Here is a 20,219-nt window from a genome sequence, read left to right on the forward strand (position 1 = left end):
AGAAAGGTTCTCGGGGTGTTCACCAGACTCGGACGCTTCGTCGTCCACAACCCGTGGAAGGTGATCGCCGCGTGGGTGGTCGCGGCGGTGGCCGTGATCGCGTTCGCGCCGACGCTCGCGGACGTCACCACCAAGGACCAGGCGGCGCTGCTGCCTGACAAGTACGAGTCGGTGCAGGCGCAGAAGCTGGCCGCCGACACGTTCGGCCAGACCAACGACGCGACCGCCAGCATCGTCGTCAAGCGCGGCGCCGGCGGCGAGCTGACCGCGGCCGACCAGGCCAAGGTCACCGAGCTCGCGGCCAAGATCAGCGCCGCCAAGATCGATCGGGTGACCGCGGCGGTCACCGGCCCGCAGGCGGTCTCGCCCAACAAGCAGGTGCAGATCGTCAGCATCGGCCTCAAGGGCGCACCGGACGAGCAGGCGGTGCTCGACGCCGTCCAGAAGATCCGGGACGTGACCGGGTCCGCGCTCACCGGTGCGGACCTCGAGTACGGCGTGACCGGCGACGCGGCGCTGATGCTCGACAACCAGGACGCGTTCGAGAACGCCTTCATCGTGGTCGGGATCGCGACCGTCGTGCTGATCATCGGCCTGCTGCTGGTGATCTACCGCAGCCCGGTCGCCGCGTTCCTGCCGATCCTCACGGTCGGCCTGGTGGCCGCGATCGCGCCCGGCCTGATCGCGCTGGTCGCGAAGGCGACCGGCCTGCAGGTCACCCAGGATCTGCAGACGATCCTGACCGTCGTGCTGTACGGCGTCGGCACCGACTACATCCTGTTCTTGCTGTTCCGTTTCCGGGAGCGTCTCCGGGCCGGCGAGCAGCCGAAGGAAGCGCTGGTGAACGCGGTCGCCCGGGTCGCCGAGGTGATCGTGTCGGCGGCGGGCGCGATCGTGGTCGCGTTCAGCGCGCTGCTGCTCGCGGTGTTCGGCGGGTTCAAGAGCCTCGGCCCGGGGCTCGCGATCGCGGTCGCAGTGATGGCCCTCGCGGCGATCACGCTGGTCCCGGCGGTGGTCTCGCTGCTCGGCCCGAAGGTGTTCTGGCCGTCGAAGTCGTGGCAGAAGACCCCGAAGGGCGCGATGTTCAAGCGGCTCGGCACCTTCACAGCGCGCCGCCCGGCGGTGGTCGCGGCGATCTCGGGCGGCGTGATGGTCGTGCTCGCGCTCGGCTCGCTCGGCATGAAGGTCGACTACGACGCGTTCAGCCAGCTGCCGGACGGCACCGAGTCGGCGCGCGCGATCAAGGACCTGCAGGCGGGGTTCCCGGCCGGCGCGCTGAACCCGACCACGGTGTACGTGCGCAGCACCGACGGCAAGCCGCTCGACCCGGCCGCGCTCACGGCGTACGCCGGGAAGCTCGCGAAGGTCGACGGTGTCGGCGGGGTCCTTCCGGCCGCCGCGGACGGCAGCCCGGCCCTGCTGAGCAAGGACAAGACCGTTGCCCAGATCAACGTCGTGCTCGACGGCGCGCCGTACGCGAACAAGTCGCTGGACCTGGTCGACGGCCCGCTGCGGGACACCGCGCACGCCGAGGCGCCGGCCGGCACGACCACGCTGCTCGGCGGCGTGACCGCCGGGTACACCGACATCCGGGACGCCAACAGCCGGGACCTCTCGGTGATCTTCCCGGTCGCGGGCGGGCTGATCGCGGTCATCCTCGCGCTGCTGCTGCGGTCGCTGATCGCACCGCTGATCCTGATGCTCGCGGTGGTGCTGAGCTTCTTCAGCTCGATCGGCGCGACCGTGTTCGTGTTCCAGGGCGCGGCCGGCCACGCGGGCGTGACGTTCTCGCTGCCGATCATGCTGTACCTGTTCGTCGTTGCCATCGGCACCGACTACAACATCCTGATGATCGCCCGGCTGCGTGAGGAGGCCGAGCGCGGGACGGATCCACGGACCGCGGCCGACCGCGCGATCGAGCACGGCGGCCCGTCGGTTGCGGCGGCAGGGCTGATCCTGGCCGGCACGTTCTCGTCGCTGATGCTGGCCGGTATGGCGCTGCTCACCGAGATGGGCTTCTCGGTCGCAGCCGGCATCGTGATCTCGGCGTTCGTGATGTCGAGCTTCCTGGTCCCGAGCGTGATCGCCCTGCTCGGCACCCGCGCCTGGTGGCCGCGCCGCCTGAAGATCCGGTCGGTGACGCAGGAGCGTGACCTGGAGCCGGTCGGCTAGCGCCTAAGGAGAGCCCGCAGGCTGAGGGGTCCTGCGAGAACGGGTCCCGGACCACGGATGGTCCGGGACCCGTTGCGTTTCAGCCGAGTTGCTCGACCAGCCAGCGGTCGAACTCGGCCGCGGCCTTGATCCAGCTCACCATCGTCGAGACGAAGTTGCCGAAGACCAGGCCGTCGCAGATGAACATCTGGCTCTCGCCGACGATCCGGACCGTGCCGTCGTCGCTCGTGTGGGTGTGGACCTTGGGCCACAACGTGATCCGGTTCCAGTCGTCGACGGTCTCCAGCAGCCGCGGCTTGTCGTCGAGACCGTAGGGCCGGTCGTAGAAGGTCCGCACCGCCAGGGTGGGCAGGTTGCCCTCACCGCCGAACATGAAGTACATCCGGAAGTTCTCCCACGGCGCCGCGAGATCGCCTTCCTCGTCGACGAGGTGCTTGATCTCCATCTCGTCCAGGAGCTGCTTGATCAGCTCCTGATCGGGGACCACCTGGCTGGAGTCCGGCAGGTCGAAGGGACTCACTGACGGGTCGGTCGGCACCAGCACAGGCTACGGTCGCCGGGGTCTACTCGTGCTTCAGGCGGACGGTGAAGATCGGCAGCAGGACGTGGACGAGCGGGCCGATCGAGAGGGCGTAGACGACGGTGCCGACGCCGATCGAGCCGCCGAGCAGGAAGCCGGTCGCGAGGACGGTCAGCTCGAGCGTGGTCCGGACCAGTCGGACGCTCAGACCGGTACGGCGTACCAGGCCGGTCATCAGGCCGTCGCGCGGGCCCGGGCCGAACTGGGCGCCGATGTAGAGCGCGCCGGCCAGGGCGTTGAGGACGACGCCGGAGAGCATGAACACGATCCGCAGCCAGAGCGCGTCCGGGCGGTCGACCGTGGCAAGGGTCAGGTCGGTCACCAGGCCGATCACGATCGCGTTGCTGATCGTGCCGAGGCCGGGCCACTGCCGCAGCGGGATCCACGCGAGCAGGACGACGAAGCTGATCGCGATCACCACGGTCCCGAAGCTGAGCGAGACGTGCTTGGTGATGCCGGAGTGGAACACGTCCCACGGGTCCAGTCCGAGGTTGCCCTGGATCATCAGGCCCATCGAGGCGCCGTACAGGGCCAGGCCGACGTACAGCTGCACGAGGCGGCGCGGGAGGTGGCCTGCCTTCAACTGCTGGATCGGGTTGATGGGCGCGAGCTGGCGCGGCGGGGCATCGGAGGTGGCGGTCACGATGTCCAGTGTCCGGAGTAAGTGGCCTGGTGTTCGATAGCCAATTGCGCGATAGTGGACTGCATGCAAGCGCGTTATCTCCCCGCCAGCACGTTGACCGGCCTGCTCGGCGAGTGGGCCGACGGGACCGGTCCGGCATACCGGGTCCTGTCCGAGCGGCTGCGGCTGCTGATCGCCGACGGGCGGATCATGCCCGGGTCGCGGCTGCCGAGCGAGCGTGAACTGACCGAGTCGCTGGGCGTCAGCCGGACGACGGTCGCGTCTGCTTATCGGGAGCTCCGGGACAGCGGCTACCTGACCAGTCGGCGCGGTTCAGGCAGCGTGACCGCGCTGCCGTCGAAGGTCGAGCCGGAGCTCGGGCGGCACCACGCGCCGGGGATCGACACCGACGGGCTGGTCGACTTCACCTGCGCAGCACCGGCCGCCGTGCCCGGGATCAGTACGGCGGTGGAGTCCGCGGCTCGTGAGTTGCCGCTCCACCTGGCCACACCGGGGTACCACCCGCAGGGCCTGCCGGTACTACGGGCCGAGATCGCGGCGGCGTACTGCGAACGCGGGCTGCCGACGACCGCGGACCAGATCGTCGTCACCGCCGGCGCGCTCGCCGCGACGTCGATCGCAGTGCGGGCGATCACCCAGATCGGCGACCGGGTCCTGACCGAGAGCCCGACGCACCCGAACTCGGTGGACGCGATCCGGCGCAGCGGCTGCCGCGTGGTCGCCGTACCGACGTCGCCGGGCGGCTGGGACCTGCCCTTGCTGGAGGCAACCATTCGGCAGACGGCGCCGCGGGCGGCGTGGATGGTCGTCGACTTCCAGAATCCGACCGGTTTCCTGATGCCGGCCGCGGACCGGCAGCGGCTGGCGCGCGCGTTCGCCCGGTCGCGGACGACGGCGATCGTGGACGAGACGTTGTTCGAGCTGTCGCTGGACGGGCAGGAGATGCCACCGCCGTTCGCGTCGTACGACCCGGACGGCGTGATCACGGTCGGCTCGGTGAGCAAGTCGTTCTGGGGCGGGCTGCGGATCGGGTGGATGCGGGTGCCGGAGGCGCTGGTCGCGCGGGTGCTGGACGCGCGCGCGTCGATGGACCTCGGCGCACCGGTGCTGGAGCAACTGGTCGTCGCCGACCTCCTGCGGCGCCGCTCGACGCTGTTGCCGGAGCGCCGGGTCACGCTGGCGCGGCGGCGGGACGCGCTGGCCGCCGCGGTCTCCGCCGAGCTGCCGTCCTGGAAGTTCCGTCTGCCCGGCGGCGGGTTGTCGCTGTGGTGCGAGCTGCCCGAGCCGGTCGGGTCGAGCCTGGTCGGCGTCGCCCAGCGCAACGGCGCCCTGCTGGTGGCCGGATCCCGCTTCTCCCCCGACGGCGGCCTCGAATCCTTCATCCGCCTCCCGTTCACGCTGGACGAGGACGCCCTGCGGGAGGGCGTACGCCGGCTGGCCGCGTCGTACGACTCGCTGACCACCGCCCCGGCCCGCCGGACCGGGGTGATGATCGCCTGAGGCGGACGCCCATCACTCACCAACCTCCCGCCCGGGCGCCGCGACACGCTCAGCTTCGGTGCCCGGACGCTCTCCGACACCGGTTGATGAGTGATGCAGGTCCGCCCCGGCACGTCATCGTGCCGTAAGGGGCGCGGGGAAGGTTCGCCTTACCGTGGGCGTTGGGAGACTATGAGAGTCACTCTGCGAGAGGCGTGAGAATGTCGTTCTTCACCCGCAACACCGCCATGGTCGAGCCGGAGGCCGCGCTGCCGGGCCGACCCACCCCGGGCTTCGCCGTACCGGACGAGAACATCGTCCTGCACACGCCGCAGACCGCCGCCGCGCCCGAGGGGTTCGAGGAGGTCTGGTTCGGCACCGGATGCTTCTGGGGCACCGAGGAGATCTTCTGGCAGCAGCCGGGCGTCTACACCACCGCCGTCGGGTACGCGGGCGGTTACACCCCGAACCCGACGTACGAAGAGGTCTGCACCGGCCGCACCGGCCAGGCGGAGGCGGTCCGGGTGGTCTACGACCCCACCAAGACCACCTTCACCGACCTGCTGAAGGTGTTCTGGGAGACCCACGACCCGACACAGGGCATGCGGCAGGGCAACGACCTCGGTTCGCAGTACCGCTCGGCGATCTACTACACCACCGACGCCCAGCGCGCCGAGGCCGAGCGCACCCGCGACCTCTACGCCCCGGTCATCAAGCCCCTCGGCTACGGCGACATCACCACCGAAATCGCCCCCGCGCAGACCTTCTACTACGCGGAGGGCTACCACCAGCAGTACCTCCACAAGAACCCGAACGGCTACCGCTGCCACAGCAACACCGGCGCGCCGTTCCCGGCTGAGAGCTGAGAGCGTTCGAGGGCCTCACCAGGGCGGTGGGGTCCTCGGGTGTTAGCGGCGGCGGGCGAGGTGGGCGGTGATTTCGGCGTCGACTTCGACGGTGGCGGGGAGGACCTGGGCGGTTCGGCGGAAGACCTCGGTCCGGTCGGCGGGTGCGAGCATCACGTAGGCCGACACCGTCGAGAGGTGTCCGATGAAGTCGTCGGCGCTCATCGTCAGGCGGCGTTCGATCGTCGCCTGCCGGACGTCGGTGAACCACTCGGACTGCTGGAGCTCCGTGCCGGGCCACTGCATCGGGCGATCCGCCGGTGTGCCGTCAGGCGACGGGACGCCGTCCTCCTCCAGGTACGGCGCACGTGCCGCGCGGGCGGCCTCCCTCAGCGCCGGGTCGGCCAGCTGGATCGGTACGCCGAACGAGGTGAAGACGCCGCCGGGCCGGACGAGTGCGGCCATCCGGTCCCAGCGGCCTTCGGGGTTGGTCCAGTGCAGCGCCGCGGCCGCATAGACCAGGTCGTAGGACGAATCCAGCGGCAGATCCTCGAATGCGGCTTGCCGGGTCGTGACGCTCGCCGGCACGTGCTTGCGCAACTCCGTGAGCATCGCCGCATCCGGCTCCGTCGCCGTGACCGCGATCCCTGCCCGCGCGAACAGCCGGGTCGCCTTACCCGTTCCGGCCCCGATCTCCAGCGCGGTCCGGATCGGCTCCCCGGCGTACGCCCTCACCAGCTCGAAGAGGTCCACGGGATACCCCGGCCGAAACCGCTCGTACGCCTCTGCCACCGACCCGAAGCTCAACGCCCGCGCAACCATCCAGGCATCCTGACACTTTCGGCACCCGAGCGCTTGCCATTTACCCGCGCGGTAGCTCCACAAGAACCCTGCGGCTGCCGCTGTCAGAGCAACACCGACGCACGAAACGCTCCTGGTGATCAGAGCACGTAGCTGGCAATCATGTGACCGAGCTGCCTGATGTCCGAAGCGCCCTTGAACTCGAGTCGTACCTTGCCAAGGCCGCTGTACCAAAGGTCCAGTTCTGCATCGAGGTCGAACGTGCCCGCCGTCTCAACCGAGAAGGCCTGGATCTTGCTGTACGGCAGCGAGGTGAAGTCTCTCTTCTTGCCGGTCATACCCTGCACGTTCACTGCGATCAGTCGTTTGTCTGTGAAGACGACGAAATCGCGCATCGCCCGGAAGCAAGCGACGATCTGCTCCCCGGGGATGATCAGCGGCGCCACGAGTGGCGCCAGGTCGTTCGTGCTTGCGGGGCTGAGCTTGAAAACTGAGCCGTTCGAGAAGTCGATCACGCAGTCACGTAATCACAGATCTAGACCTGAACCCATACAAGACAGCGATCTCGATCTGGTCGAGGTGGTGAGTGACTGGTGCTCTTGGTCTGAAACGCCGGCCGAGGTGTTGGCGACGATCGAGGCAGGTAGGGGCCGCTGACCCGCGCGCGGTGGAACTCCACCCGGGACCAGGGCGCGGCTGTGGCCGACTGGATCCGTGGCGGTGGCGCAGCCGACCGCACCGCCGAACTGCCGGCGAGGTACCGCGAGATCGAGAACGCCGATCTCCGATTCCTCACCCGGTCGACCCGGCAATACGTCGACGAGACGCTGGCCGTGGGAACTGCCGATCGCCTGCGCTTCGAGAAGGCCACTGGTCGGGGTGTGTAGCTCAGCCGGGAGACTTGCCGGCGTCCAGTTGCTGGGCGAGGTACTGCTGTACGCCGATGCGTTCGATGGCGTCGAGTTGGGATTCGAACCAGTCGACGTGGCGTTCCTCGTCGCGGACCATTTCCTCGAAGACGGCGGCGGTGCCGTGGTCGTCGAGGTCGTGGCATTCCTTGGCGGACGCGTTGAACTGGGCCACCGAGGCCAGCTCGCCCTCGAGGCCGAGGCGGAGCATCTCCTGGGCGTCCTCGCCGACCGTGACCGCGCCGAGCTTCTGCAGGTTCGGGTGACCGTCGAACAGCAGGATGCGGTTGATGAGCTCGTCGGCGTCCTTCATCTCGTCGATGGAGAGGTCGTAGAACGTCTTGCCGAGCCGGCCGAAGCCCCAGTTGTCGAGCATCCTGGCTTCCAGGAAGTACCCGTTGATGACGGTCAGTTCAAGGGTCAGCGCCGCGTTGAGGAGCTCGACGACGCGTGGGTTAACCGGTTGCACCTGCCACCTCCGTGAACGGAGTTGCCGAGACCGACCTCCCATGCTGGCACAACAGGCGCTTCACAGAGAAGACGCAGCCGCCACAGTTCCGCCCCGCCCCAGTTGCCCCGCACACCTGCGCGAGCGTCCGGGCCCCGGCGTCGATGCTCTCGACGACGTCCCGGTCGCTGACGACCTCGCAGTGGCAGACGATCACAGAGGTGAGGCTACCCTAACTGCTCAATTCGAACACATCGTGTCCACGAATGAGACACCATGGGCCGGTGTCGATGAGTGCGAGTCATGAGTTGGTTCCTGGGGCATGGACCGCGCGGGCGGGGCGGGTGGTGTTGCTCAACGGGACATCGAGTTCGGGGAAGTCGAGTATCGCGAAGGAGTTGCTCGCGACGCTGGACGGCGCCTGGTACCACCTGGCGATCGACCAGTTCCATCGGATCCGGTCCCGCGGGGACTGGACCGAGGCGGAGTTCCTGCCGGTGTTCCAGCGGACCGTGCTGGGGTTCCACCGGGCGGTCGCGGGGATGGCGGCGGCCGGGAACGACGTGATCGTGGACCACATCCTCGGCGAGCGCTGGCGGTTCGAGGACTGCCTCACGGTGTTCGACGGGTTGCCGGTGCTGTTCGTCGGCGTCCGCTGCTCGTTGCCGGAGCTCGAACGGCGGGAACGCGAGCGCGGGAACCGGACGATCGGCCGCGCCGCCCTCCAGTTCCCGCTCGTCCACGCGCACGGCGGGTACGACGTGGAGGTCGACTCCGAGCGGCACACGCCGGCCGAATGCGCCGTACGGATCCGCGAGCGCCTGGATCAGGCTCCGCCGACTGCCTTCGAGGAGCTCCGGCGGGTGCCCCGGTAGCCCCCGGGGCACCCCATGGGTCAGCCGGCGCGATAGAGGGAGCCGCCGGCGGAGATCGCGATGGCTGTCCGCTTGCCGCCGACGTAGAGGTTGACGATGAAGGTCGTGCCCGACTGGCGAACCGAGTACGTGACCGTGCCGCTGGCGCGGACCGGGACCACGAAGGACAGGATCGAGGCCGTCCTGCCCGAGCGGGCCAGCAGCAGCGTCGGGGCGGACTTGCGGACGAAGCTGCTCGGGTACTGCCAGCCCTGGATCGGGTTGGTCTGAGCCTGCTTGACCAGGATCGCGCCGGGCGGCAGCGCCTGCTTGAACGGGACCTGGAACAGGATCGTCTTCGTGGCGTCCCCGGGCGCCATCGCGACCGCGGTCGTCCGCGAGTACACGCTTGCCCGCTGATCCGACGGCAGGTGCCACAAGGTCTGGAACGCCTGCGCGGTCCGCGCCGACGCGCTGTCCCAGGTGACCAGCAGATCCGGGTCCTTCAGCACCAGTACCCGCCGTACCCGGCTGATCCCGCTGCCGGGAGCGTCGGTGAGCACGTACGACTCCGACGTGGTCTTCACCGAGTACGCCGCCAGCCTGGTGGTCGGATTCAGCGCCGCCGAGGTCGGAGTCGTCAGCACGCTGTGCGCGGCCGGACTGACCGCCCACGTCCGGTACGCGCCGGCGTTGTACGCGGCGTACCCGCCGTCGACCACGATGTCCCGACCGCGCGCCGTGTACGTGATGCTGGTGTGGTCCAGGTGCCCGTGGAACGCCCGCGGCGGGCCGTACCTGATGCTGTACGCCGACTCGCCGGTGAACCCGCGCGCCGGATCGGTACCCCACCCGGTGCGCCCGAAGACGTACCCGGCCGAGTAGACCCCCACCCGCCACGGCGGCGCGGAACCCTTCGTGCCCAGCGAACCGGCGTACTCCATCGGCGTACCGCTCCACGGGTACGTCGCTTGCAGCTCGGTGTCGCCGATCTGGGGCAGCTTGCCGAGCGAGTTCGTGGCCAGCGTCAGCCACTTCGCCAGCAGTGCTCGCCGGGTCGTGATCGTCGTCCCCGGACTCACCCCGCCGTTCTGCAGCACCGCGGCAGCCCTGCCCCACAAGGAGTAGTTGAACGAGGCGTAGCCGGTCGACTGCTCGTTGGTGGAACCTTGCGCGTCGATCGAGGTGGTGATGCCAGCCGCGAGACGTTTGACGGCGAGGTTCTTGTAGTCGCTGCGATTGAGGGTGACGCCAACGCCGAAGAGCGCGATGCTCTCGTCCGTGCCGTGGTTCCACGCGCCGCTCCAGTAGTTGGTGAGGAACCGCGCGTGACTGAGCAGCGCCGCGTCCACCCACGCGTACCGAGCCGGGACTGTGGTGACTTTCAGCCCGGACAGGATCGCCTGCCGCAGGCAGATCAGCACGTTCGTGCGATGCATGGTGGACTCCCACGCGCCGACGTTCGCCTTCCATGAGTACGGATTGTCGCGGTACCAGTCGTACGCGATCGTGTTCACCCGGGACAGTGCGGTCAGGTTGCCCTGGCCGGCCGCGACGATTCCTTGGCCGAGCCAACGAAGCGAGTGGAACCACATGTACCAGCTGGCGTTCTTGTACGGGTTCAACGCCCAGTTGATGTTCCCGCCGCCGTTACCGACCTTGTACGCCGCGTAGGGCCCCCAGGTGAACTTGTCGGCGTACAGGTTCGCCAACGGGTTCTGTGTCTGCAGACCGCTGAACCCGGGGCACGCGTAGAACGGTGCCGCCAGGCTCTGGACCGCCGCGGTGCCGATGTCCGTGGCCGGAGCCGCCGTCGCTGGTACGACGTTGCTCGCGCCCGGCACGAACTCGGCCCCGCCCGGCTCCTCCGGCCCTGGGACGATCTGGATGCCGGGGGGCTCCCCCGGTGTACGAGTTTCTCCTGACGCCGTTCCTGCCCCCAGCAAGAGAACAACGATCCCCACGGCCGCAACGGCCGTTCCCCTGAATCGCATGAAGTTGTACCTCTCCCCCACCGCCCCCGGACGCCGGCGACGGTCACTGACCGAACCGGCGCGCACACAGCGCGCCCGACCTCGGGCAGCCCGCGGAGTCCGCGGGGGCGGTCAGCTCACCGAGGTTTGATCTCCCCTACCTGCCTTGATGCGCCCGGACCGCCGAAGGTTGCGAACACGACAGAGCGCCAGGACCCCCGGAGAAGTCCTGGCGCTCAGGTTTTCGTTGGTTCAGCCCATGGTCTTCTGGCCGTCGATCGCTTCCCTGACGATGTCGGCGTGACCGGCGTGCTGGGCGGTCTCGGCCGCGATGTGCAGGAAGACGCGGCGGACGCTCCAGAAGACGCCCGGCGGCTGCCAGGGAGCTGCGGGGAGTTCGTAGCTGGTGTCCAGGTCGAGCGTGCGGACGAGCTCGTCGGTGGCGGCCGCGACCTTCTCGTACTCCGCGAGCACCCCGGCCAGCGTCTCGCTCTCGGTCAGGCGGAACTGGTCCTGCCAGGTCGCCATCATCTCCGGCGTGTACTCCGTCGGCGTGCTCTCCCCCTTGCCCTGCGCGAACTCGGCCCAGTGCTGCTCGGTCGCGCTCACGTGCTTGATCAGCCCACCGACCGTCAGCTCGCTGACGGTGCTCCGGGTCCGCGCCTGCTCGTCGGTCAGCCCCTGCGCGGTGTGCCGCAGGAAGTACCGGTGCTTCCCGAGAAACTCCAGGATGTCCGCCCGCTCGTTTGTCGTCATGCCAAGAACTCTAGATCTCATAGCGGTCAGCTTCTGACCTCTACAGAAAACCGTGGCGGGTTCGTGGTCGGTGCGTGGTTCGGACGTGGTTGCTCGAGTTACCGCTTCTCGTGGCGGGTGCTTGGGGGCTAGCGTTTCGCGGGGGCGGCGACAGGGCCGGTCCCTTTGTGAGCAAGGGGGTTCACCGTGGGAACGATCACGACCAGCGACGGTACGGAGATCTTCTACAAGGACTGGGGAACGGGGCAGCCGATCGTCTTCAGTCACGGGTGGCCGTTGTCGGCCGACGACTGGGACAACCAGCTGCTGTTCTTCCTGTCGAAGGGGTACCGCGTGGTCGCGCACGACCGTCGTGGGCACGGCCGGTCGACGCAGACCGGTGACGGGCACGACATGGACCACTACGCCGACGACCTGAAGGCGGTCGTCGACCACCTCGACCTGCGCGACTGCATCCACGTCGGCCACTCGACCGGCGGCGGCGAGGTCACGCACTACCTGGCCCGGCACGGCGAGGGCCGGGCCGCCAAGGCCGCGCTGCTCTGCGCGGTCCCGCCGTTGATGGTGCAGACCGACGCGAATCCGGAGGGCCTGCCGAAGGCGGTCTTCGACGACCTCCAGGCACAGCTCGCGGCCAACCGCTCGGCCTTCTACCGCGCGCTCCCGGAGGGGCCGTTCTACGGCTTCAACCGGCCGGGCGCCGTGCCGAACGAAGCGGTCATCGCGAACTGGTGGCGCCAGGGCATGATGGGCGGCGCCAAGGCGCACTACGACGGCATCGTCGCGTTCTCCCAGACCGACTTCACCGAGGATCTGAAGAAGATCGCCCTCCCGGTACTGGTGGTGCACAGCGAGGACGACCAGATCGTCCCGTACGCCGACGCCGGCCCGAAGTCGGCCGCGCTGCTCAAGAACGGGGTCCTGAAGACCTACAAGGACCTCCCGCACGGTCTGCCGACCACGCACGCCGACGTGGTCAACGCCGACCTCCTCGAGTTCTTCCAGTCGTAGTCCACCCTCCTGGCTTCGTCACGCATCAGCGCGCCCTCCCGGCGACAGTCGCCTGACGAAAGGCATCACCGATGCACCTCCGCAGAACACGTTTTCTGGCGGTCCTCGGGGCCGTCCTCGCTGTCCTGATCGCGGCCGTGACCCCGGCCGCGGCGTCGGACTCGGGCGGCCCGAGACCGACCGTCGTGCTCGTCCACGGCGCCTGGGCCGACGGGTCCAGCTGGTCGAAGGTCACCAGCCGGCTGCTCGACGACGGCTACACCGTCCGGGTCCCACCGAACCCGTTGCGCAACCTGACCACCGACGCCGCGACGATCCGCGACTTCCTCTCCACCCTGTCCGGCCCGATCGTCCTGGTCGGGCACTCGTACGGCGGTGCGGTCATCACCAACGCCGCCACCGGCAACCCGAACGTCAAGGCGCTCGTGTACGTCGACGCGTTCGCACCCGCCGAGGGCGAGGTCGTGTTCCCGCTGGCCGGCGCCGATTCAGCCCTCGCCGTCCCGCCGGAAAACGTTTTCGACTTCGTCCCCTACCCCGGCGCACCGGCCGGTGACGTCGACCTGTACCTCAAGCACGACACGTTCCTGACCTCGTTCGCCTCCGGTGTACCGCGCCGGCAGGCCGAGAACCTCTACCCGTCCCAGCGCCCGCTCACGCTCAGCGCCGGCTTCACCCCGTCCGGACCGCCCGCGTGGGCCACCATCCCGTCCTGGTACGTGCTCGGCACCAAGGACCTGATCATCACCCCGGACGCCCAGAACTTCATGGCCACCCGGGCGCACTCCACCATCACCCGCATCCCGACCGGCCACCTCGGCCTGATCACCGACCCCGACGCGATCACCAAGGTCATCAAGACCGCGGTCCGCGCCACCCGCTGACCGTCGATGACGGCTTGCGCACGACCCTGCGCAGGCCGTCATCACCCGGCGCGAGGTGTTGTGCGGCCCGCCCCCAGGTGTTAGGTCGGAAAAGACCAGACGGGCCGGGAAACGGTCCCGGACCGATGGTCGGTCCCGGGGAGGGATCATGGGCAGACCACGCCTCATCATCGCTTCCGTCGCTGCCTTCGCAGCCGCCCTGTGTGGAGCCGCCGTCGCTGCCTACGCGGCACCGGCCACCGAGGTGACGGTCGGCAGTCCGCCGACACCGTTCTCGCAGAACAAGCAGAACGAGCCCGCGGTAGCGATCGACGCGCACGATCCGGCGGTGCTGGCCGCGGGGGTGAATGACGAGATCGACATGGAATCGTGCGCGGCGGGTGACCCGAGCACCTGTCCGTTCACCGACGGCGTCGGCGTCTCCGGCGTCTACTTCTCGTTCGACAGCGGCCAGAACTGGACCCAGCCGACGTACACCGGCTGGACCGCCAGGCACTGCCTCGGCCCGGCGGTCTGCGTTCCGCGCCTCGGCCCGATCGGTACGCTGCCGCACTACTTCGAGGCCGGACTGGTCTCCGACGGTGACCCGGCCGTCGCGTTCGGACCGCGACCGGGCCCGAACGGCACGTTCTCCTGGGCCAACGGCTCGCGGTTGTACTACGCGAACCTGACGTCGAACTTCTCCGCCAACCGACGGCTGGAGACGTTCCGCGGTGTCGAGGCGATCGCGGTGTCGACCACCGACGACGTCCGCGCGGCGGCGGCCGGCAACGCCTCGGCCTGGACCGCGCCGGTGATCATCTCCAGGCAGTCCTCGACGACCTTCTCCGACAAGGAGCAGATCTACGCCGACAACGCGGCGAGCAGCCGGTTCTTCGGTCATGTGTACACCTGCTGGTCCAGCTTCCGCAGCAACAGCCACGGGAACGCCCTGCCGATTCCGCTGACCGTGGCACGGTCGGCCGACGGTGGCCGTACCTGGATCACGAAGCAGGTCGGACCGGCCTCGAGCAACGGCGTCAACCAGCAGGCCGACGGCTGCGTCGTCCGTACCGACAGCACCGGGAACGTCTACGTCTTCGGCGTCGGCGCCCGCAGCGGCACGAACTTCCAGCTGATGTACAAGTCGACCGACGGCGGCGCGCACTGGTCCGGGCCGACACTGGTCGCGCCCGTGGTCAAGCCCGGCGTCTTCGACCCGGTCGAGGGTCGTCCCGTGATGGACGGCATCGCCGGCGCCCGCGTCGACCTGGCCGGCGGACCGAACGTCGACATCGCGAACGGCCGTCCGACCGGCGCCGGCGCGACCGACGAGCTCTTCATGACCTGGTCCGACGGACGGGCAGGCCTGAACAACGAGCAGCTGATGCTGACCTGGTCGGCAAGGGGCGGCACGTCCTGGGTCACCCCGGCGCCGCTCGGCCTGACGGCCGGGGACCGCCCCGTCTACACCGCGCCCGCGGTGTCCCCGGACGGCAGCGACCTGTACATCGTGCACAACTCGTTCACGACGCCGTACCGCGCCAACACGACGGATCCGCGCGGCCTGGTCGGCGAGGTCCGGCACGCGAACGTGTCCGGCGGCGTACCGTCCGGCTGGACCACGCTCGAGCGCGTGTCGGGCGGTGACCCCCGGGGCAGCAGTGCGAACGCGCTGATCTCGGAGTTCCTCGGCGACTACGTGTACGCCGCAGCGACGAACGACCGCGCCGTCGCGGTCTGGAACGACGCCCACGAAGCGGGCGTCTGCGGGTCGATCAACGCGTACCGGGCCTCGCTCTACACGACGAGCCCGTTGCCGGCGCCGAACGTGCTGGCGACCTGCCCGGCGACCTTCGGCAACACCGACATCCTCGGAGGCAGTTACCCCGACCCGACACCGTAAGTCGAGCGGAGCGAGGGCGCCGTCCGCCGGGCGGCGCCCTGCTCGCCAAATCGTTTGCGCGCTCCGGCCGGTCCCGCCAGGCTGACCGGGTGAACGACGCGCTGCAGATCCGGCCGTTGCGGGCCGGCGATCCGGAGATGATCTCCGGGGCGATGACCGCGATCGGCTGGAACAAGCCCTTGTCGCAGTACGAGAGGTACCTGGCCGAGCAGACAGCCGGGACGCGCGACATCCTGGTCGCCACGGTCGACGACGGGTACGCCGGCTACGTCACGGTGCGCTGGGAGTCGCCGTACGAACCGTTCGGCGGCATCCCGGAGATCCAGGACTTCAACGTGCTGCCGGAGCTGCGGCGGCGCGGGATCGGGACCGCGCTGATGGACGCGGCCGAGGCGCTGGTCGCGGAACGGTCGGCGGTGGTCGGGATCGGGGTCGGGCTGTACCCGGACTACGGGCAGGCGCAGCGGATGTACGTCCGCCGCGGCTACCTCCCGGACGGCCGCGGGCTGATCTACGACGGCCGCCAGGTACCGCCGATGGAAATGATCAGGAACGACGATTCCGCCACCCTGATGTTCACCAAACAACTGCGGTAGCGTCGATGGGGTGCGTGCGATCGAGTACTCCGTGACCGGTGAGCCCGACGTCCTGACCCTGGTGGACAGGCCGCTGACGGAGGTCGGACCCGGCGAGGTCCGGGTGCGGATCCACCGGTCGGGCGTCAACCCCACCGACTGGAAGTCGCGCCGCGGCAACGAGGCCGGTACGGCGGTGCACCCCGCGCAGGTGCCGAACCAGGACGGCGCCGGTGTCGTCGACGCCGTCGGCCAGGGGGTCGACGTGGCGCTCACCGGGCGCCGGGTCTGGCTCTGGGAGGCCGCGTACCAACGACCCGCCGGCGGGACGGCGCAGGAGTACGCCGTGGTCCCGGTGCGGCACGTGATGCCGCTGCCCGACGACGCGTCGTACGACCTGGGCGCCGCGCTCGGCGTACCGTTCCTGACCGCCCACCGCTGCCTGACCGTGACCGAGGACGGCCCCGACCGCCTCGGACCGGGCAGGCTCGCCGGGCGGACCGTGCTGGTGGCCGGCGGCGCCGGGGCGGTCGGCAACGCGGCGATCCAGCTGGCCCGGTGGTCCGACGCGACGGTGATCACCACTGTGAGCGGTCCGGAGAAGGGCAATCTCGCCGGGCTCGCGGGCGCCGACCACGTCATCGACTACAAGCAGCAGGACGTGGTCGCCGAGGTCCGGGCGATCGCGCCCGGCGGCGTGAACACGATCGTCGAGGTGTCCCCGGCGGCGAACGCGGCCATCGACGCCGCGGTGATCGCCCCGCACGGCTCGGTGGCGGTGTACGCGACCGACGGCGGCCCGACGATGGAACTCCCGGTCCGCGCGTCGATGGTGCCCAACGCCCGCTGGCAGTTCGTCCTGCTCTACACCGCACCCGAGTCCTGGCGCCCACGCGCCCTCGCCGACGTCACCGCCGCCGTGGAAGCCGGCGCCGTCCGCATCGGCCCGGAAGCCGGCCTGCCGCTGCACCACTACGCACTCGAGCGCGCCGCGGACGCCCACGCCGCCGTGGAGGACAGCATCGTCGGCAAGGTCCTGATCGACGTCGTCCCGGACTGACCAGCAGGAAGGCGAGGCGGCCTAGGCGGCGGCGAGGAACGCCAGGCGTTGTTGCAGGGCGGCTGCGCAGCGGCAGGCCGGGTCGTCGGTGCAGAGCAGTGCGGCGGGGTCGTTCTCGACGAGTTGGCGGGTTGCGGCGAGCACCGCCTGCTTCGGGATCCGGCGGACCCGGGCCTGGCCGATCCGGACCTCCTTCGTCGCGGAGCGCAGGGCCGGCTCGATGGCGTCGAATTCGCGGCTGTCGCCGGGGATGTTCGGGAGCTCGACCCACAGGCCGTCGGCGGATTTCGCGTACCGGTAGAAGCGGGAGCGGCCGAGGCGCTGCTCGGCGAGGTGGATCGTGGTGTTCGAGGTGTGGGAGACGCCGAGCAGCAGGACGTCGCCGTCGAGGGCCTCGATCGGGCCCAGCGGCCAGTCGGGGCGCTGGGCTTCGAGGAGCCGCTCGGCGGCCGGACCGGCGGCCTGGTAGGAAAACAGCGGATGTCCGGTGCGGAACGGCGAGCAGGTCTGGCGGAAAGTTTCCGGAATCGTTCCGAGCCAGCGGTCGATCGGGAGCTCCGGGCGGAAACTGGTTGCCTGCGACAACCGTTGGTCGAAGTCCGGCCAGCTGTCCGCGTTCCAGTAGGCGTTGTGCGGGCGGACCAGTCCGGGGGGTGCCGGGAGCCCGGTGAGGTCCCAGGTGCCGGCCGGCATCAGCACGGTCCCGCAGACCTCGGTCAGCGCCGCGCAGACCGCCTCCGCGCCGCCGTCGACGTGCCCGAAGGAACTCAGCGACGAGTGCACGATCACCTCGGACGTCCGGTCGAGCCCGAGCTTCCGCAGCCCGTCGACGAGATCCGCTCCGGTCACTGCCTCCGTTGCGCGCATCCCGGCAATATCCCATCCGCGGCCCCCGGTCCGCCTGGCATTTTCCGGACAGTTGCGCGGACAGCCGGCGAGGGTGGACCGTCGGAGATGGGGTGGTTGCCATGATGCTGGTGGTCGGCGGGACCGGAGAGCTGGGCGGGCAGGTCGTTCGGGAACTGGTCGAGCGTGGGGTGGACGTACGGTGCCTGGTGCGTTCCGGCGCCGGGATTCCCGGGGCCGAGGTGGTCACGGGCGATCTGACCGATCCCGCGAGCTTGCGGAAAGCGTGTGCGGGGACGGAAACGGTGGTGGCGACGGCCACCGCGATCGGGCGGCTGCTGGCCGGTGTGCGCGGACCGTCGATCCGGGAGACCGACGAGCTCGGCATGCTGGCGCTCGTCGGCGCCGCCGAGGAGGCCGGCGTCCGGCGGTTCGTCTACGTCTCGTACGCCGGTGTGGACGCGGGACTCGGCGTGCCGATCGAGCACGCCAAACTCGCCGTCGAGGACCGGCTGCGACGATCCGCCCTGCAGTACGTCGTCGTCCGGCCCGACGCGTTCCAGGAGATCCACCTCGGGCCGCTCGGGCGGTTCGATCTCGCCCACGGCAAGGTCGGCGTGATCGGCAACGGGAACGCCAAGCATCGCTGGGTCAGCACGGCGGACGTCGCGGCGCTGATCGCCGCGGTGGCGGTGGAGACCGATCCGCCGGAGCTGATCGAGTTCGGCGGACCGGAGGCGCTCAGCCGCACCGAAGCGATCGCGTTCGCGGAGAACCTCCTGCAGCGCAAGCTCAAGGTGCAGCGGCTGCCCGCCCCCGTCGCCCGGCCGGCGATCAAACTCCTCAGCCGAAGGAACGAGGCCGTCGCGTCGGTGCTCGGCATCGGCCTGCTGTTCTCCCTGCAGGACGTGCCCTGGACCGACGAGCCCTTACGCAGCAGGGGAATCGTCCCGCACCCGACGACCGACTTCCTCCGCGCGCAGGCAGCTCAGAGCTAGCTCAGTTCATCACCATGGCGATGGAACACCCTCCAAGCGCCGTTCTCCCGCCGATAGAGCTGAGTGACCCGCAGCGTGTACGTGCGCGGCTCACCGTTCCAGCTGGCCGACGTATGTTCGTAGCCAACCGTGTACGCGAGGTCACCGCTCACGTCCGCGGAAACGACCTCGTGCACGTACGACGTGCAGTCGGAGAAGTTCTGCTCCAGCAGGCCGAAGACGGCGTCGGCCTCGGCCGCCGTCGTGCCGGTCTTCCAGGCGCCGAACACCGTGACGGGTTCTGCGGTCGACCAGATCGCACGGCGCGGGCCGGCGTCACCGTTGTGGACCGCGATCTCCGCGTCCCGCAACTCGCTCTCCACCCACTGCAGGAAATCAGCTCGCTCACTCATGACCCGATTGCACCGCCGTCGTCCCGTCCGGTGCCAGGGATCGGGTTCCTGTCCGGCCGGGAAGAGGTCCCCGGAGGTCCGGAGCTCGCCTCGCGGGACGCCGTTGAAGTGATGTGTTTCCGGAGGCGGGTCTTCTGCTCGGGGTCAAGCCAGCTCGCCTCCAGTGCGTCGAGGGAGATGCCGACCATGTCCTGCCAGGAGTAGCCGAAGGCCGCGGCGACGGCGTCGTACTCGGCGGCGAGGTCGAGGTCGATGAGGGCCGGGTCGTCGGTGTTGACGGTCGCGAGCAGGCCGGCGGCACGCAGCTGCGGATAGCTGTGGTCCTCGAGCCGCGGAAACGCGTTCGCGATCAGGATGTTCGAGGTCGGGCACATCGTCAGCGGGACCCGGGTGTCCGCGAGGCGCCGGACCAGTTCGGGGTCCTCGATGACCGACAGGCCGTGGTCGATGCGCTCGACGCCGAGGACGTCGACGCAGGCGGCGATCGCGGAGGCCGGCGAGTTCTCGCCCTGGTGCGCCGTCAGCCGGAAACCGGCCGCGCGCGCCGCTTGGTAGGCCGGCAGGTACGAGGCCGGATCGATGCCCAGCTCCGTCGAATCCATCCCGATGCCAAGCACCCGCTCGATCCCGCGGGCGCCGGACCGGCGCAGCGCAGCGAGCCGTTCGACCAGCTCCAGCCCGGCCGCCGGCCCAAAGGCGCGATCCATGTCGGCGATCAGAAAGCACCTTGCACCGGTCTCCGCCTCAGCCGCGGACAGTCCCTCGTCCAGACCGGCCACGATCGACGCCAGGTCCTGCCCGTCGGCCAGGTGTCGCGCGGGGGTGAAGAACGCCTCCCGGTACACGACGCCGTGCCGGGCCCCGTCCACCACGGACTCGTAGGCCAGCCGGCTCCAGTCCTCCGGCCTGACCAGGGTCGACTGCACCAGCCAGAACACCCGCAGGAAGCCGTCGAGGGAGTCGTACCGATACAACTCCGAGGCTTCCGCGACCGGCAGCGGTACGTCGTTGCGCCGGGCAAGCTCCACCACCGTGGCCGGCCGCATCGTGCCCTCCAGGTGACAGTGCAACTCCACCTTCGGCAGCGCGTCGAACGTCGTCATACCTGC

The 20,219-nt window shown here is 69.6% G+C and carries 22 protein-coding genes; 11 read left to right on the top strand and 11 right to left on the bottom strand.

All coding sequences use genetic code 11. The features are described from left to right. Window positions 1–15 precede the first annotated feature (15 nt). The gene (locus AB0I12_RS08490) at window positions 16–2,172 is read left to right on the top strand and encodes an MMPL family transporter (RefSeq protein WP_359926467.1); all 2,157 of its coding nucleotides are present in this window, start codon (window positions 16–18) and stop codon (window positions 2,170–2,172) included. 79 nt (window positions 2,173–2,251) lie between these two features. Here AB0I12_RS08490 and AB0I12_RS08495 read toward each other — a convergent pair whose 3' ends face one another. Both AB0I12_RS08495 and AB0I12_RS08500 read right to left on the bottom strand, forming a co-directional pair. Then, window positions 2,252–2,710 (bottom strand): YbjN domain-containing protein, encoded by a 459-nt coding sequence (locus tag AB0I12_RS08495; RefSeq protein ID WP_359926470.1) that lies wholly within the window; start codon window positions 2,708–2,710, stop codon window positions 2,252–2,254. Window positions 2,711–2,735: 25 nt separating this feature from the next. Next, window positions 2,736–3,395, bottom strand: coding sequence for a hypothetical protein (locus AB0I12_RS08500; protein ID WP_359926472.1), 660 nt, complete (start codon window positions 3,393–3,395; stop codon window positions 2,736–2,738). A 63-nt stretch (window positions 3,396–3,458) separates the two neighbouring features. Between AB0I12_RS08500 and AB0I12_RS08505 the strand changes: the two genes are divergently transcribed. Further along, a complete protein-coding gene (locus AB0I12_RS08505; protein WP_359926475.1) occupies window positions 3,459–4,895 on the top strand; it encodes a PLP-dependent aminotransferase family protein in 1,437 nt (478 codons plus the stop codon). Between the two features lie 200 nt (window positions 4,896–5,095). Next, window positions 5,096–5,740 (top strand): peptide-methionine (S)-S-oxide reductase MsrA, encoded by a 645-nt coding sequence (msrA, locus tag AB0I12_RS08510; protein WP_359927743.1) that lies wholly within the window; start codon window positions 5,096–5,098, stop codon window positions 5,738–5,740. Window positions 5,741–5,782: 42 nt separating this feature from the next. Here msrA and AB0I12_RS08515 read toward each other — a convergent pair whose 3' ends face one another. Together AB0I12_RS08515 and AB0I12_RS08520 are read right to left on the bottom strand one after the other, a co-directional pair. Beyond that, window positions 5,783–6,541, bottom strand: a complete 759-nt coding sequence (locus AB0I12_RS08515) for a class I SAM-dependent methyltransferase (RefSeq protein ID WP_359926478.1) — start codon at window positions 6,539–6,541, stop codon at window positions 5,783–5,785. Window positions 6,542–6,660: 119 nt separating this feature from the next. Beyond that, complete coding sequence (locus AB0I12_RS08520; protein WP_359926481.1) at window positions 6,661–7,035, bottom strand: PH domain-containing protein; 375 nt, start codon at window positions 7,033–7,035, stop codon at window positions 6,661–6,663. 183 nt (window positions 7,036–7,218) lie between these two features. Between AB0I12_RS08520 and AB0I12_RS08525 the strand changes: the two genes are divergently transcribed. Next, window positions 7,219–7,407, top strand: coding sequence for a hypothetical protein (locus tag AB0I12_RS08525; protein WP_359926484.1), 189 nt, complete (start codon window positions 7,219–7,221; stop codon window positions 7,405–7,407). Window position 7,408: 1 nt separating this feature from the next. On the opposite strand, the gene bfr is transcribed toward AB0I12_RS08525, so the two are convergent. Together bfr and AB0I12_RS08535 are read right to left on the bottom strand one after the other, a co-directional pair. Then, window positions 7,409–7,897 carry a bacterioferritin gene (gene bfr, locus AB0I12_RS08530; protein WP_359926487.1) on the bottom strand — a complete coding sequence of 163 codons (489 nt, stop codon included), beginning with the start codon at window positions 7,895–7,897 and terminating at the stop codon, window positions 7,409–7,411. Next, window positions 7,884–8,093 (bottom strand): (2Fe-2S)-binding protein, encoded by a 210-nt coding sequence (locus AB0I12_RS08535; protein ID WP_355477059.1) that lies wholly within the window; start codon window positions 8,091–8,093, stop codon window positions 7,884–7,886. Before AB0I12_RS08535 ends, bfr begins: the two co-directional genes overlap by 14 nt. Window positions 8,094–8,166: 73 nt before the next feature. Here AB0I12_RS08535 and AB0I12_RS08540 point away from each other — a divergent pair, with 73 nt between their 5' ends. Further along, a complete protein-coding gene (locus tag AB0I12_RS08540; RefSeq protein WP_359927746.1) occupies window positions 8,167–8,751 on the top strand; it encodes an AAA family ATPase in 585 nt (194 codons plus the stop codon). Window positions 8,752–8,771: 20 nt separating this feature from the next. On the opposite strand, the gene AB0I12_RS08545 is transcribed toward AB0I12_RS08540, so the two are convergent. Next, on the bottom strand, window positions 8,772–10,676 hold the full coding sequence (locus AB0I12_RS08545) for a heparinase II/III family protein (protein ID WP_359926490.1): 1,905 nt from the start codon (window positions 10,674–10,676) through the stop codon (window positions 8,772–8,774). Window positions 10,677–10,955: 279 nt separating this feature from the next. After that, complete coding sequence (locus AB0I12_RS08550) at window positions 10,956–11,459, bottom strand: DinB family protein (protein WP_355700393.1); 504 nt, start codon at window positions 11,457–11,459, stop codon at window positions 10,956–10,958. Between the two features lie 186 nt (window positions 11,460–11,645). Here AB0I12_RS08550 and AB0I12_RS08555 point away from each other — a divergent pair, with 186 nt between their 5' ends. The 5 genes from AB0I12_RS08555 to AB0I12_RS08575 all read left to right on the top strand — a co-directional run bounded on the left by AB0I12_RS08555 (window position 11,646) and on the right by AB0I12_RS08575 (window position 16,874). After that, a complete protein-coding gene (locus AB0I12_RS08555) occupies window positions 11,646–12,470 on the top strand; it encodes an alpha/beta hydrolase (RefSeq protein ID WP_359926492.1) in 825 nt (274 codons plus the stop codon). Between the two features lie 71 nt (window positions 12,471–12,541). Then, window positions 12,542–13,354, top strand: a complete 813-nt coding sequence (locus tag AB0I12_RS08560) for an alpha/beta hydrolase (protein WP_359926495.1) — start codon at window positions 12,542–12,544, stop codon at window positions 13,352–13,354. A gap of 148 nt (window positions 13,355–13,502) precedes the next feature. Further along, the gene (locus AB0I12_RS08565; protein WP_359926497.1) at window positions 13,503–15,239 is read left to right on the top strand and encodes a sialidase family protein; all 1,737 of its coding nucleotides are present in this window, start codon (window positions 13,503–13,505) and stop codon (window positions 15,237–15,239) included. 89 nt (window positions 15,240–15,328) lie between these two features. Beyond that, entirely contained in the window at window positions 15,329–15,835 is a 507-nt protein-coding gene (locus AB0I12_RS08570) for a GNAT family N-acetyltransferase (protein ID WP_359926500.1), read from the top strand. A 10-nt stretch (window positions 15,836–15,845) separates the two neighbouring features. Next, entirely contained in the window at window positions 15,846–16,874 is a 1,029-nt protein-coding gene (locus AB0I12_RS08575) for an NADPH:quinone reductase (protein ID WP_359926502.1), read from the top strand. 21 nt (window positions 16,875–16,895) lie between these two features. Here AB0I12_RS08575 and AB0I12_RS08580 read toward each other — a convergent pair whose 3' ends face one another. Beyond that, window positions 16,896–17,741, bottom strand: a complete 846-nt coding sequence (locus AB0I12_RS08580) for an AAC(3) family N-acetyltransferase (RefSeq protein ID WP_359926504.1) — start codon at window positions 17,739–17,741, stop codon at window positions 16,896–16,898. Window positions 17,742–17,842: 101 nt separating this feature from the next. Between AB0I12_RS08580 and AB0I12_RS08585 the strand changes: the two genes are divergently transcribed. Then, entirely contained in the window at window positions 17,843–18,718 is an 876-nt protein-coding gene (locus tag AB0I12_RS08585) for an NAD(P)H-binding protein (RefSeq protein WP_359926507.1), read from the top strand. On the opposite strand, the gene AB0I12_RS08590 is transcribed toward AB0I12_RS08585, so the two are convergent. Both AB0I12_RS08590 and add read right to left on the bottom strand, forming a co-directional pair. Next, window positions 18,715–19,110 carry a nuclear transport factor 2 family protein gene (locus tag AB0I12_RS08590; RefSeq protein ID WP_359926510.1) on the bottom strand — a complete coding sequence of 132 codons (396 nt, stop codon included), beginning with the start codon at window positions 19,108–19,110 and terminating at the stop codon, window positions 18,715–18,717. The two genes, AB0I12_RS08585 and AB0I12_RS08590, sit on opposite strands and share 4 nt — an antisense overlap. Next, window positions 19,107–20,213 carry an adenosine deaminase gene (add, locus tag AB0I12_RS08595; RefSeq protein ID WP_359926513.1) on the bottom strand — a complete coding sequence of 369 codons (1,107 nt, stop codon included), beginning with the start codon at window positions 20,211–20,213 and terminating at the stop codon, window positions 19,107–19,109. The genes AB0I12_RS08590 and add overlap by 4 nt, the downstream gene beginning before the upstream one ends. Window positions 20,214–20,219 lie beyond the last annotated feature (6 nt).

This window comes from Kribbella sp. NPDC050459, assembly GCF_040655315.1.
GTDB lineage: Bacteria > Actinomycetota > Actinomycetes > Propionibacteriales > Kribbellaceae > Kribbella.

Excerpts from the sequence above, each read along its gene's own strand:
- AB0I12_RS08505 (WP_359926475.1), top strand. The coding sequence starts at position 3,459 with ATGCAAGCGCGTTATCTCCCCGCCAGCACGTTGACCGGCCTGCTCGGC.
- msrA (WP_359927743.1), top strand. The coding sequence starts at position 5,096 with ATGTCGTTCTTCACCCGCAACACCGCCATGGTCGAGCCGGAGGCCGCG.
- AB0I12_RS08515 (WP_359926478.1), bottom strand. The coding sequence starts at position 6,541 with ATGGTTGCGCGGGCGTTGAGCTTCGGGTCGGTGGCAGAGGCGTACGAG.
- AB0I12_RS08540 (WP_359927746.1), top strand. The coding sequence starts at position 8,167 with ATGAGTGCGAGTCATGAGTTGGTTCCTGGGGCATGGACCGCGCGGGCG.
- AB0I12_RS08550 (WP_355700393.1), bottom strand. The coding sequence starts at position 11,459 with ATGACGACAAACGAGCGGGCGGACATCCTGGAGTTTCTCGGGAAGCAC.
- AB0I12_RS08560 (WP_359926495.1), top strand. The coding sequence starts at position 12,542 with ATGCACCTCCGCAGAACACGTTTTCTGGCGGTCCTCGGGGCCGTCCTC.
- AB0I12_RS08565 (WP_359926497.1), top strand. The coding sequence starts at position 13,503 with ATGGGCAGACCACGCCTCATCATCGCTTCCGTCGCTGCCTTCGCAGCC.
- AB0I12_RS08580 (WP_359926504.1), bottom strand. The coding sequence starts at position 17,741 with ATGCGCGCAACGGAGGCAGTGACCGGAGCGGATCTCGTCGACGGGCTG.
- AB0I12_RS08585 (WP_359926507.1), top strand. The coding sequence starts at position 17,843 with ATGATGCTGGTGGTCGGCGGGACCGGAGAGCTGGGCGGGCAGGTCGTT.
- AB0I12_RS08590 (WP_359926510.1), bottom strand. The coding sequence starts at position 19,110 with ATGAGTGAGCGAGCTGATTTCCTGCAGTGGGTGGAGAGCGAGTTGCGG.
- add (WP_359926513.1), bottom strand. The coding sequence starts at position 20,213 with ATGACGACGTTCGACGCGCTGCCGAAGGTGGAGTTGCACTGTCACCTG.